The sequence below is a fragment of the Shinella sp. genome (assembly GCF_049651085.1).
In the GTDB taxonomy this organism is placed as follows: domain Bacteria; phylum Pseudomonadota; class Alphaproteobacteria; order Rhizobiales; family Rhizobiaceae; genus Shinella.
On record NZ_JBASBL010000004.1, the window covers coordinates 100690 to 113189 of the forward strand.

The window sequence follows — 12500 nt, forward strand, 5'->3', positions numbered from 1 at the left end:
ATCGCCTGTCCAGAATAACACGATGCTTCCCAGCAGCCCTGTGCAATGGCACAGGGACTGCCTCAGGCCGCACCAGAAAGGTTGAACCGTCTGGGGACTGTTTCGGGAGACGAGCCGTCTCCCGAAACGGTTTCTAGTGCCATGCCTCGGTGGCAAACCGGTCTACCGCCGCACGATCGAAATCGAAGCCAAGCCCTGGATCCGTCGGCAATTGCAGGCGGCCATCGCGGAATTCAAGCTGTTTTCCGACAAGCTTGCGGAAATTCAGCACCTGGTTGTCCGGGAAGAATTCCACGAAGCGCGCATTCGGCGTGGAAGCCACGAGATGAATGTGCAGGTCATGGAACCAGTGCGGGCTCATCGTGACGCCATAGCTGTCAGCCGTGGCCGCAATGCGCCGGAATTCGGTGATGCCGCCACAAACGGCAGCATCCGTCTGCAGGATCATGGCGCCGCCGGCTTCCAGCAACTGCTTGAAGCGCCAGCGCCCCACTTCGATCTCCCCGGTCGCCACCGGTATGGAGGTGCGGCCCGCAAGGCGCGCGTGATTGGCAATATCATCCGGGCTGAAGGGCTCTTCGATCCAGTAGGGATCATAGGGCTCGAATACCTTCATGTAGCCCAGCGCCGTTTCCAGATCCGCCCAGGCATTGTTGGCGTCCAGCATGAGGGGGATGCCGGGGCCGATCGCCTCGCGGGCAGCCGCAATGCGGGCATGCTCCTCGGCAACGCTGCCGCGGCCAACCTTGATCTTCACCGCCTTGAAGCCTGCCGCAACGTAGCCGGCAAGCTCCTCACCGAGCATTTTAGGCGTCTTTCCATCGACATAGTAACCGCCGCTGGCATAGGCGGGGACGCTGCCCTCGTGGCAGGCGCCCAGATACTTGTAGAGCGGCAGGCCGGCGGCGCGGGCGTTGCGGTCCCATATGGCCACATCGATGATGCTGATCGCACGCAGCACGCTGCCGGAGCGGCCATGCAGCAGGCCCTCCTGATACATTTCGCGCCAGATTCCCTCGACCCGGTGGCTGTCCTGCCCGATGACAACAGGAGCCAGCAGGAGGCGGACGGCCTCGGCCACGAGCTTGGCGGCGGTGTGCCCCGCATAGCAGAAGCCTATCCCGACCTGCCCATCGGCGGTCTCGACTTCGACCAGGCAATATTCGCGCGCCTCGATCTGACGGGTGGAAAGATACGTGATCTGATCCAGCGGTACGCGGACCGCACGTGCCCGCACAGCGGTAATCTTGCTCATTTGACCTCCAAGAGCATGACGTCTCCATCGACAGGAAACTATTGACGGCAAGCTCTCTTCATCGCGCTTCAATGTCAATACGATTATTAATAATTATTTTGACATTGCGCGGATTTCCATCTGGCACTATGAATGAGGCCACGTCTCCCGCAACGCAGCGGAAAAATTCCACAGTCAAGCGGTCGATGAGGCTACGGCTGGAACACTTGGAAGGATGCACGACATGGCTGGGACTGCTTGCGCCAGGGGCACTGCACCACGCATAGTATCAGCGGTTGAGCCGGACCACGCCGCATCCTGAAATCCGGTTGCATCCGAGCGTAATCAAGCCACACACCGTTCACAAGCAGGCGTCGAAAGTTCATGCAAGGCAAATCAACCGTACGGAATATTGCTGCGCAGCTGGAAGAGGAAATCGTCCTCGGGAGATTGCTTCCCAAGGAGCGGTTGATCGAAGATGACCTGATCGATCGCTTCAAGGTCAAGCGGCACATTGTCCGCGAGGCCCTGTCGATCCTGCAGGTCGCCGGGCTGCTCGTGCGAGAGCGCAACAAGGGCGCAATGGTGCGCAGCCTCACACCGCACGAAGTAGAGGACCTCTATGTCGTGCGAAGGCTGCTCGAAGAAGGCGCCGTGCAGATCATGCCCCTTCCGGTCGCACCGGATATCGTCGAGAAGCTAACCGCGATCCATGAGGAACATCAGGCCTGCGTGCGCGCCGGAAACCTCCGCAAGGTCTTCCACCTGAACCTCGCCTTCCACCGAACGGTATATTCGGCTGCGAACAATGACGCTCTTGCCGACTCCATCGAGTCCTATTGTCAAAAAACGCATGTCTGCCGCTCGTACTCGATTGGAGATCCGGCCATGCTGAATCGCGCAGTGGAAGAACACGCGGCGATGATCGACGCGATTGTGAATCAGGAACGTGACGTGTTGAGCAAGCTCGTTGTCGATCATATGCGCCCCGCGAAGGAAGCCTATTTGCAAAGGCTGGGGGTGGGCGCTTCAAGTTTTGCCTGAACGGCAAATCCGGCCGCTATCGTTATCGTGACTGCCCGACCTGTGTACCGAAGGGCCGTAAAGGCCGCGCGCGATATCGCACTGACCGCCTTCGAGCGCACCGTTGCCGAGTTGCGGCCCTGGGCGCGACTTATGGAAGCGAAGATAGCGCCTTCCGAGGAGGTCATGCGCGCCAATCCGCTAGGCGGCGATGTATCGTTCCACCAAGCCTGGCTTCGCGCCATGAGCGCATCCGTATCACGGAAGGCGGAGTGTACTTTAAGGTCTGGTGATGGCCGGTGGGACGGTTCCGGCTCGTAGATGGCGCACCCGACAGGATTCGAACCTGTGACCTTTGGAATCGGAATCCAACACTCTATCCAGCTGAGCTACGGGTGCTTGCCCTAGGCGATGAATCGCCTGTCCGATGAGAGGGTTCTTAGCCTAGCTGTGGGCAGGCTTCAATCGGGAAATTGCGCAAAGGCGATCTCTTCTGCGGTTTGCTGTCGCGATCGTGCTGAAAGGAAAGAGCCGCCGGGGTTTTCGGCGGCTCCTTCGGGTTCGGGGCGGTCCGGTCAGGCGGTCTGCATGGCGCCGGGGCCGGGGGTGGCTTTTTCCGGGACCTTGCCGAGGATGATCATGCCGAGCACTTCATCCTTGGTGACGTCCTCGGTTCGGGCGTGGCCGACGACCTGGCCGTTCTTCATCACCGAGACGCGGTCGGCGAGGTCGAAGACGTCGTGGATGTCGTGGCTGATGAGGAAGATGCCGATGCCTTCCTTTTTCAGCTGCTTGATCAGTTCGCCGACCTGCGCCGTCTCCTGGGGGCCGAGCGCGGCGGTCGGCTCGTCCATGATGAGGATGCGGGCGTCGAAGAGGATAGCCCTGGCGATCGCCACCGACTGGCGCTGGCCGCCCGAAAGCGCCTTCACCGGCTCCTTGAAGCGCTGGAAGTTCGGGTTGAGGCGGCCCATCACCTCGCGGGTCTTGGCCTCCATCGCCACGTCGTCGAGCGTGCCCCAGGCGGTGCGCAGCTCACGGCCGAGATAGAGGTTGGCGGCGGCATCGACATTGTCGGCGACGGCGAGCGTCTGGTAGATCGTCTCGATACCGTATTTCTTGGCGTCGCGCGGATTGTTGATGTCTGCCGGCTCGCCGTTGATCAGGATCTCGCCGCTGTCGCGCCGGTAGGCGCCCGAAAGGATCTTGATCAGCGTCGACTTGCCGGCGCCGTTATGGCCGAGCAGGGCGACGACCTCGCCGGGGTAGAGATCGATCGAGGCATTGTCCACGGCGTGGATGCCACCGAAGGAGATGGAGATGTTCTTCATCTCCACGAGGGGCGTGCTTGTGTCCGTCATTGGGTGAGCTCCTCTTACTTGGCGCGGGCGCGGTAGATCGTGTCGAGCCAGACGGCGACGACGAGGACCATGCCGACCACGATGCGCTGGAACGGGGTATCGATGCCGACCAGCACCATGCCCGATTGCAGCGATTGCATGACGAGGGCGCCGAGCATGGCGCCGGCGATGGTGCCCATGCCGCCGGCAAGCGAGGTGCCGCCGATGACGGCTGCGGCGATCGTGTAGAGCTCGTCAAGCTCGCCCTGCGCATTGGTTGCGGCATTGAGGCGGGCGGTGGAGATCGCGGCGGCGATGGCGCAAAGCATACCCATGACCGCGAAGATCTTGACCGTCACCCAGCGGGTCTTGATGCCGGCAAGTTCCGCCGCTTCCGGGTTTCCGCCCAGCGCAAAGACATAGCGGCCGAAGCGCAGGCGTGTCGAGATGAAGGTCATGACGATGCCGACGACGATGGCGATCAGCACGGGAATTGCGATGCCGTGCGGGATGAACAGGCCGCCTTCCGGCCAGGCGATGCCGTTGGCGTCGGCATATTTGCGGGCGATGGCGACGGGCCAGGGATAGCTGTTGACGACGGCGATGGCGCCGAGCACCAGCGCGCAGCCGACGGCGACCAGGAAATATTCGGCCCACATGGGGCGCAGCGGGAAGCCGAAGCGCTTGCGCTGCTTGCGCGAGTTGGCGATCGTCGCGACGATGGCGATGCAGGCGAGAATGCCGACGATCCAGCTGGCCGTTGCGCCGATCGAGCCTTCGGTGCCGCCGCCCATCAGGCGGAAGGTGGAATCCATCGGGGCGACCGTGCGCCCGCTCGTGACGAACCAGGTGGCGCCGCGCCAGACGAGCAGGCCGCCGAGCGTCACGATGAAGGACGGCACCTTGAGGAAGGCGATGATCGAGCCGTGCAGCGCGCCGATGGCTGCGCCAAGCGCGATGCCCGCCGCAAGCGTGACGATCCAGGTGGCCGGGTGGTTGAAGCCGATGAGCTGCGGCAGGAGTTCGGCCTGCAGCACGCCCATGATCATGCCGACGAAACCGAGGATCGAGCCGACGGAAAGGTCGATGTTGCGCGTGACGATGACGAGCACCATGCCGGTCGCCATCACGGCGACGGAAGCGGTCTGGACCGAAAGGTTCCAGAGGTTGCGCGGCGTCAGGAACAGGCCGCCGGACAGGATGTTGAAGCCGATCCAGATGATCAGCAGCGCGCCGACCATGCCGAGCAGGCGCGTATCGATCTCCGTTGCGCGGAAAAAGCGCTTCACCGGATTCTCGCTCGTCGATCGCGCGCGATTGGCATGGGCGGTATTCGTGATGTCGGCCATGGCTCTGCCGTCCCCCTCACTTTTGTTGAACGTGTCGTCCGGGCGCGGTCGCCAGCCCAGGCGGGGTAAAACGGAATGCCGCCGCCCGCCTGTCTTCATCCCGCTTCGAGGATGTCTGCCGCATTCATCCTCTGCCCGCTGCCCACCTTGCGCAAGCGCCGCAACGAAGGTCGTTGCGGCGCCCGGCAATGATCAGGTCAGATCCGGATGGTGCTGGCTCAGTTGCAGGCCGCGACGGAACCGGCAGCGACGCCCTGGCAGGCGGCTTCCTTGGAGATCCAGCCCGCGTCGATGACGACGTTCAGGTTGTCCTTGGTCACCGGCAGCGGAGCGAGGAAGACCGACTTCATCTCGACGCCCTTCGGGCCGCCGCTGAAGGTGGTCATGCCTTCGATCTCGTCCATGGTCTTGCCGCCGGCGAGCTGGGCTGCGATTTCCGCGGCACGCTTGCCGAGTTCACGCGAGTCCTTCCAGACCGAGACGGTCTGCGTGCCGAGCGCAACGCGGTTGAGCGCGGCGTGGTCGGCGTCCTGGCCGGAGACCGGAACGGAGCCGGCAAGGCCCTGCGCTGCCAGCGCCGCGATCGCGCCGCCGGCCGTACCGTCGTTCGAGGCGACGACTGCGTCGACCTTGTTGTCGTTCGCCGTCAGGAACTGTTCCATGTTCTTCTGGGCGTTTTCCGGCTTCCAGCCGTCGGTATAGGCTTCGCCGACATTCTTGATCTTGCCGGCGTCGATTGCTTCCTTCAGCACTTCCTGCTGACCGTCGAAGAGGAAGTCGGCGTTCGGATCGGCCGAGTTGCCCTTGATGAAGACATAGTTGCCTTCCGGCTTCACCTTGAACACTTCGCGGGCCTGCATGCGGCCGACTTCCTTGTTGTCGAAGGTGATGTAGAAGGCTGCCGGGTTTTCGATCAGGCGGTCGTAGCCGACGACCGGAATGCCTTCGGCGGCGGCCTTCTCGATGGCCGGGCCGATGGCGTCGCTGTCCTGCGCCAGAACGATGATGGCGTTCGCGCCCTGGGCGATCAGCGACTCGACGTCCGTCAGCTGCTTTGCTGCGGAGGACTGGGCGTCAGCCGAAATGTACTTGTCGCCGGAAGCCTCGAGCGCTGCCTTGATGGCGGCTTCGTCGGTTTTCCAGCGCTCTTCCTGGAAGTTAGACCAGGAAACGCCGACCACGAGGTCCTTGGCGTGAACGGCAGAATGCATGGAAACGATGATGGCAGCCCCTGCCATCAGCTTCAAAACGGATTTCATATTATCCTCCCAGGTGAACACCGGCCGTCTGGACGAACCTCCCGTCCAATCAACGACCGGCCACGATAACACTGCCTCGATACCCCTCCCGACGGTGCCGGGACTTTTTTCTCGACAGTCGAGAAAATAAATGTCAGAACTTTCGGAGGCTGTCAACACGCCTTGAAAGGGCCTTGTGTGACGGCGTGACAGATGCTTTGGGAGGGGCATGTGTTGCGTGAGATGAAAGCGGGCGGAAACGAGAGATGCTGACCAAGTCGAGCACGGAGCTTGTCCGTCAGCAAAACAGCGCGCTCGTTCTCTCGTCGCTGCGCCGGCACGGGCCGCTTGCGCATACGGATATTTCCCATCACACGGGCCTTGCCTCCGCCACGGTCTCCGTCATCACGGCCGAGCTTGAAAAGGCCGAGGTGTTGGAGCGGCGCGAGCAGCAGGCTGCGGTCACGCGCGGCCGGCCGCGCGTCATCTTCGGCCAGCGCCGTGGTGCGGGCTATCTCATCGCCGTGCGCATCGCCTCCGATATCGTGCAGTACTCGCTGGCCGATTATGGCGGCACGCTCATCGACCGGTTTGAAGAGCCGCGCAATCACGCGGACAACACGACGCGGCCCTTTGCCGAGGCTTTTGTCGCTGCGCTCGACAAGCTGGTGAGCCGTTCGGGGATCGAGCGGGAAAAGGTTCTGGTCGTTTCCATCAGCAGCAAGGGGCTTGTCGATCCGGCCTCCGCGCGGCTTGTCTGGTCCCCGGTCTTCGGCGACCAGCAGGTGGATTTCATGGCGCTGCTGGAACCGCGCTGGCGGGCGAAGATCCTGCTCAGCAACGAAACGCTGCTCGTTGCCCACGCCATGGCGTTGCGCATGCGCAAGGCGGGCGTCGAAAATCTTCAGGCCGTCGCCGCTCTGTCGCTCGGTCATAGCATTGGGCTTGGCATTGCGCGGTTCGACCGGTCGGGCGAACTCACCGTCACCGCGCCGAATTTCGGGCACATGCTGAATTCGTCGGATGGCAAGCTGTGCCGCTGCGGCGCGCAGGGCTGCATCGAGGCGTCCGCCGGCTTTTACGGCATTCTGCGCACCGCCTTTGAGGTGCCGCCGGATACGATCCCGGCAAAGTTCGTGCCGCTGGCCGAAATGGATAAGATCGCGCTGCGCGCCCGGCAGGGGCATCGCATGTCGGAATATGCCTTCCGCCAGGCCGGGCTTGCCCTGGGGCAGGGGCTGTCACGCATGGTCAGCCTCTACGAGAACATGCCGATTGCGATCACCGGCCCGGGCACGCGTTATTTCGATCTCATCCAGCGCGGTCTCGAGGAGGGGCTGGCGCAGTCGCAGCAGATACGCCTTTTCGGCGCGCCGCCGATTTCCGTCGTGCCGGAAGAGGCGACGCTGGTGCTGGAAGGTCATCTCGACCGGGCGCTGGCGGAAATGGATCACGACATCATCACCGCCAGGACGCCGGGCGAATAAAAAGACCGGGCGACGGGTCGCCCGGCCAGTTGCCTGGGAGGAGGTTTCCGTCAGGCGACGGAGATCTGGCGCTTTTCCTCGACCGACTTCACGGCGGCATCGGCGAGCGCGAGGGCCGCGAGGCCATCGGCGCCGGAAGGCGAAATGGCGGCACCCTTTTCAATTGCCGCGATGAAGGCCGCGATCTCGTTGGCATAGGCTTCGGTGTAGCGGGTCATGAAGAAGTCGTGCAGCGGCGGGCGGGTATAGCCCTCTCCATTGGCGACCTCGATGGAGACCGGGCGCTGGTTCTCCGCCGAAACCATGCCCTTCGAGCCGTGCACCTCGATGCGCTGGTCGTAGCCGTAGGTGGCGCGGCGGGAATTGGAGATCACCGCCTGCTTGCCGGACTTCGTCTGGAGGATGACCGAGACGCTGTCATAGTCGCCGGCCTTGCCGATCTCCGGATCGACAAGCACGGCGGCCGTGGCGGACACCGAGACGACCTCTTCGCCGAGCAGGAAGCGGGCCATGTCGAAATCGTGGATCGTCATGTCGCGGAAGATGCCGCCAGAACGCTTGATATAGTCGACCGGGGGCGCGCCGGGGTCGCGCGAGGTGATCGTCACCATCTCGACGTCACCGATGCGGCCGTCGTCGATGGCCTTGCGTACGGCCATGAAATGCGGGTCGAAGCGGCGGTTGAAGCCGACCATGAGCTTGCCCCTGGTCTCCTCGACGACCTTCATGCAGGCCCGCACGCGGTCGACGTCGAGATCGATCGGCTTTTCGCAGAAGATCGCCTTGCCGGCGCGCGAGAAGCGCTCGATGAGATCGGCATGGGTGTCGGTCGGCGTGCAGATTACGACGGCATCGATATCCTTGGCGGCTTCGATCGCCTCGATCGTGCGCACGTCGCAGCCATACTGCTTGGCGATCGCTTCGGCGGCTGCCGGAAATGCATCGGCGACGGCGACGAGCACGGCATCGGGATTGCCGGTCACGGCCTTGGCATGCACCTTGCCGATGCGGCCTGCGCCGAGAAGACCAAATCTCACAGTCATCTTCATTCTCTCTGGTCGAACCGGCGGCCTTGCCGCCGGGGAAGGGACGGGGCGATACGCTCGCCCCGCAAAAGCGCCGCGGCCGGACCGCAGAATTCCTGTTACGTCTTGCGCTTCTTGTGGCGATAGACGTCGATGACGACGGCGGCCACGATGATCACGCCCTTGACGATCTCCTGGTAGAAAGCATCGACACGCAGGAAGGTAAAGCCGGATGTCATGACGCCGAGGATGACGGTGCCGATGACCGTGCCGGTGATGCGGCCGACGCCGCCGGCAAGCGAGGTGCCGCCGATGACGGTCGCGGCGATGGCGTCGAGTTCGTACATCACGCCCATGCCGGCCTGTGCAGTCTGGGCGCGGGCGGCGGTGACGACGCCGGCCAGACCTGCCAGCGCACCGGCAATCGCATAGACCTTGACGAGGTGGGATTCGACATTGATGCCGGAGACGCGGGCGGCCTGCACGTTGGCGCCGATCGCATAGGTGAACTTGCCGTAGCGGGTGTAGCGCAGCGCGATGTGGAAGATCACGGCGACGACGAGGAAGATGACGACGGGCCAGATGCCGGTGCCGATGAAGCTGAACTGTTCGCTGAGGCCCGAGACCGGCTGGCCCTTCGTGTACCATTTGGAGATGCCGCGCGCCGACACCATCATGCCGAGCGTGGCGATGAAGGGCGGGATCTTGGTTCTGGCGATGAGCTGGCCGTTGATGAAGCCGGCAAGCAGGCCGACACCGACGCCGAGCGCTACCGGAACGATGACGGGCATGTCGGTCAGTGAAGGATAGAGTGCGCGCGGCCAGGTGGAGGCCTGGGCGAGCGAGGCGGAGAACATCGCCGTCATGCCGACGACCGAGCCGGATGACAGGTCGATGCCGCCGGTGATGATGACCTGCGTCACGCCGACGGCGATGATGCCGATGACCGAGACCTGCAGGATGATGATCGTCAGGCGCTGCGGGTTCATCAGGAAGCTCTGGCCGACGAAGATCCAGCCGAGGACTTCGTAGACCAGCGCGATGCCGACGAGGACGAGAAAGATGCTGAGTTCCGGCGGGAGCCGGCGGGCAGGTTTCTGCGCGGCGGCTGTAGCCTGCGCGGCGGAATTCGTGCTCATGATTACCTCCCTTGCGGCCGCCTGGCGGCCCTGAATTTTAGGGGCCAGATCTTACTGGGCCGCCAGTTCCATCACCTTGACCTGCGTCGCCTCCGCCCGGTCGAGAATGCCGGTGACGCGACCCTCGTGCATGACCATGACGCGGTCGCTCATGCCTAGCACTTCCGGCATTTCCGACGAGATCATGATGACGGCGACGCCGTCGCGGGCGAGTTCGGTGACGAAGCGGTGGATTTCCGCCTTGGCGCCGACGTCGATGCCGCGCGTCGGCTCATCGAGGATAAGGATGCGCGGATTGGTGAGCAGCCATCGGCCGATCAGCACCTTCTGCTGGTTGCCGCCCGAAAGGTTTTCGATGCGCTCCGAAAGGTTCGGCGTCTTGACGCGCAGCTTCCGGCTCATTTCCTCGCAGACCTTCGTCAGCTCGCGCTCGGAGACGAAGCCGTTCTTGACGAACTTGTCCTGCAAGACCGCGATCTGCATGTTTTCCAGGATGTCGAGGATCAGGAGGCAGCCCGTATCCTTGCGGTCTTCCGTGAGGAACGCCATGCGATGCTGGATTGCCTTGTTCGGGCTGTCGATGTTCACCGGCTTGCCGTTGATCTCGATGCTGCCGGAGGTGGCGGGCGTGACGCCGAAGATCGTTTCGGCGACATTCGAGCGGCCCGAGCCGACGAGGCCGGCAAGGCCGAGGATTTCGCCCGCGCGCACATCGAAGGACACGTCGTGGAAGACGCCCTTCAGGGTGAGGTTCCTGACCGACAGGACGACGTCGCCGATCGGCACCTCTTCCTTCGGGAACATCTGGGTAATCTCGCGGCCGACCATCATGCGGATGATGTCGTCGCGGGTGACATCCGTGGAGGCATGGGTGCCGATATACTTGCCGTCGCGGAACACCGAGAACTCGTCGGCAATCTCGAACAGCTCGTTCATCTTGTGGGTGATGTAGACGATGCCGATGCCCTGCGAGCGCAGGTCCCGGATGATCGTGAAGAGGTGGTCCACCTCGCGCTCGGTGAGCGCCGAGGTCGGCTCGTCCATGATGAGGACGTCGGATTCGTAGGAAACGGCCTTTGCGATCTCAACCATCTGGCGGTTGGCGACGGAAAGGTCGCGCACCTGCGTTTCCGGGTCCATCGCGATGTTGAGGCGCTTGAAGAGCGCGGCCGTCTTGCGGTTCATCTCGCCATGATCGACGAAGCCGAAGCGGTTCTTCGGTTCACGGCGGATCCAGATGTTTTCCGAAACGGTCATGAAGGGCATCAGGTTCAGCTCCTGATGGATCATGGCAATGCCGTTTTCCAGCGCATCGAGCGGCGATTGCAGCCGGATCTTCTGGCCCTTCAGCAGGACCTCGCCCTGGTCCGGCGTGTAGATGCCGGCGAGGATCTTCATGAGCGTGGACTTGCCCGCGCCGTTCTCGCCCATCAGGGCGTGCACGCTGCCGCGCTTCAGCTTGAACTGCACATCGTCGAGCGCCACGACGCCCGGGAATTCCTTGCGGATACCTTCCGCAGACAGGAGATAATCGGCATTCGGAATGGCGCCGCTTGCACGAACCGCGGCCATGGTGGTCGGACTAACCATCGTCCCTCCCTCCCGGAGCAACCTGAAACGGGTCGGACGCGCGCACGCTGGCGTGCGCGCGTCCACAACAGTCTGGTCGTTTCGTCCTTTACAGGCGAGAACCGATCAGTTCTTCGCCTGGAAGTCGGCAATATTGGCCGGGGTCACGAGCTGGAAGGGGATGTAGACCTTCGAGTCGACCTTTTCGCCCCTTGCGAGCTTCAGCGCGGTATCGACCGAGCCCTTGCCCTGACCGGCTGCGTCCTGGAACACGGTCACGTCGAGATCGCCCGCCGCCATCGCGGCAAGCGCGTCCTGGGTGGCGTCGATACCGGCGACGACAACGCTGTCCATCGAGCGGCCGGCTGCCTTCAGCGCCTGAATCGCGCCGATCGCCATTTCGTCATTGTTGGAGATGACGGCGTCGAATTCCACACCGGCCGAGAGCCAGTTGGTCATCAGGTCCTGGCCCTGCGTACGCTGCCAGTTTGCCGTCTGTTCCTCGACGATTTCGAGGCCCTTGCATTCGTCGGTCGCGATGACGTCCTTGACGTCCTGCGTGCGCATGCGGGCCGCCTGGTTGGACAGTTCGCCCATCATGACGACGACCTTGCCCTTGCCGTTAAGTAGGCGGCAGACTTCCTTGGTCTCGAGCGTGCCGGATTCCAGCTCGTTCGAAGCGACGAAGGCCTGCTTTTCCGGCAGTTCGTTGACGTTCACCGGCTCGCGGTTGACATAGACCAGCGCGATGCCGGCCTCGGCTGCGGCCTTCGACATGGCGGCGGTCGCATCGGTATCGACCGGGTTCACGATGATGGCGCTGACGCCCGAGGCGATGAAGTTCTGGATCTGGCTCTGCTGCTTGGCGACGTCGTTCTGGGCGTCCTCGACCTGCAGCTCGACGCCGTCGAGCGTCTTGGCGTAATCGGACATGCCGTTGCGCAGGACGGTCAGGAAGTTGTCGTCGAACTGCGCCATCGTCACGCCGATCGTCTCGGCATGGGCCGCGGTCGACATCATCACGGCAAGCGCCGAACCAAGTATGAATTTTTTCATGTCGTTCTCCTCCTCAACGTGGCGTCCGGCGGCACCACAT

10 protein-coding genes and 1 tRNA gene are annotated in these 12500 nt (G+C 63.1%); 2 read left to right on the forward strand and 9 right to left on the reverse strand.

Going from position 1 to position 12500, the window contains the following annotated elements; genetic code table 11:
• Window positions 1–133 precede the first annotated feature (133 nt).
• Window positions 134–1255: a mandelate racemase/muconate lactonizing enzyme family protein gene (locus WA950_RS00950; protein ID WP_424549795.1), complete on the reverse strand. Its 1122-nt coding sequence runs from the start codon at window positions 1253–1255 to the stop codon at window positions 134–136.
• A 363-nt stretch (window positions 1256–1618) separates the two neighbouring features.
• Between WA950_RS00950 and WA950_RS00955 the strand changes: the two genes are divergently transcribed.
• Entirely contained in the window at window positions 1619–2278 is a 660-nt protein-coding gene (locus WA950_RS00955) for a GntR family transcriptional regulator (protein WP_424549796.1), read from the forward strand.
• A 301-nt stretch (window positions 2279–2579) separates the two neighbouring features.
• Here the strand turns inward: WA950_RS00955 and WA950_RS00960 are convergent.
• The 4 genes from WA950_RS00960 to xylF all read right to left on the reverse strand — a co-directional run bounded on the left by WA950_RS00960 (window position 2580) and on the right by xylF (window position 6205).
• A tRNA-Arg gene (locus WA950_RS00960) sits at window positions 2580–2656 on the reverse strand.
• 176 nt (window positions 2657–2832) lie between these two features.
• On the reverse strand, window positions 2833–3618 hold the full coding sequence (locus WA950_RS00965; RefSeq protein WP_424549797.1) for an ATP-binding cassette domain-containing protein: 786 nt from the start codon (window positions 3616–3618) through the stop codon (window positions 2833–2835).
• Window positions 3619–3632: 14 nt separating this feature from the next.
• On the reverse strand, window positions 3633–4946 hold the full coding sequence (locus WA950_RS00970) for a sugar ABC transporter permease (RefSeq protein ID WP_424549798.1): 1314 nt from the start codon (window positions 4944–4946) through the stop codon (window positions 3633–3635).
• 218 nt (window positions 4947–5164) lie between these two features.
• Window positions 5165–6205, reverse strand: a complete 1041-nt coding sequence (gene xylF, locus WA950_RS00975; RefSeq protein ID WP_424549799.1) for a D-xylose ABC transporter substrate-binding protein — start codon at window positions 6203–6205, stop codon at window positions 5165–5167.
• Between the two features lie 245 nt (window positions 6206–6450).
• Between xylF and WA950_RS00980 the strand changes: the two genes are divergently transcribed.
• Window positions 6451–7671 (forward strand): ROK family transcriptional regulator, encoded by a 1221-nt coding sequence (locus tag WA950_RS00980; RefSeq protein ID WP_424549800.1) that lies wholly within the window; start codon window positions 6451–6453, stop codon window positions 7669–7671.
• A 50-nt stretch (window positions 7672–7721) separates the two neighbouring features.
• Here the strand turns inward: WA950_RS00980 and iolG are convergent, their stop codons facing one another.
• The 4 genes from iolG to WA950_RS01000 all read right to left on the reverse strand — a co-directional run bounded on the left by iolG (window position 7722) and on the right by WA950_RS01000 (window position 12460).
• Entirely contained in the window at window positions 7722–8714 is a 993-nt protein-coding gene (gene iolG / locus WA950_RS00985; RefSeq protein WP_424549801.1) for an inositol 2-dehydrogenase, read from the reverse strand.
• A gap of 101 nt (window positions 8715–8815) precedes the next feature.
• Window positions 8816–9835: an ABC transporter permease gene (locus tag WA950_RS00990; protein ID WP_424549802.1), complete on the reverse strand. Its 1020-nt coding sequence runs from the start codon at window positions 9833–9835 to the stop codon at window positions 8816–8818.
• Between the two features lie 51 nt (window positions 9836–9886).
• Window positions 9887–11425, reverse strand: coding sequence for a sugar ABC transporter ATP-binding protein (locus tag WA950_RS00995; protein WP_424549803.1), 1539 nt, complete (start codon window positions 11423–11425; stop codon window positions 9887–9889).
• 105 nt (window positions 11426–11530) lie between these two features.
• On the reverse strand, window positions 11531–12460 hold the full coding sequence (locus tag WA950_RS01000) for a sugar ABC transporter substrate-binding protein (RefSeq protein ID WP_424549804.1): 930 nt from the start codon (window positions 12458–12460) through the stop codon (window positions 11531–11533).
• Window positions 12461–12500: the final 40 nt, after the last annotated feature.